Here is a 225-nt window from a genome sequence, read left to right on the forward strand (position 1 = left end):
TATTTCGCCGACCCGTACTCATCGTGGCAACGGGGGAGCAACGAGAACGCCAACGGGCTCCTCCGCGAGTTCTTCCCGAAAGGAACGGACTTCGCGCAGGTCGGTGACGGTGAACTCGCGGATGCGCTGGCCAAGATCAACGGGCGACCGAGAAAGTGCCTGGACTGGAAAACCGCACACGAGGCCTTCACCGAGGAAGTGTTGCGCTTAATTTGACAAACCGTC

1 protein-coding gene is annotated in these 225 nt (G+C 59.6%); it reads left to right on the plus strand.

Features of this window, described 5'->3' with window-relative positions:
* On the plus strand, window positions 1–216 hold a 216-nt coding region (locus KNP79_RS15685; protein ID WP_215192933.1), incomplete at its 5' end, for an IS30 family transposase.
* Window positions 217–225: the final 9 nt, after the last annotated feature.

The sequence above is a fragment of the Exiguobacterium sp. s7 genome, from assembly GCF_018618195.1.
In the GTDB taxonomy this organism is placed as follows: Bacteria; Bacillota; Bacilli; order Exiguobacteriales; family Exiguobacteriaceae; genus Exiguobacterium; species Exiguobacterium mexicanum_A.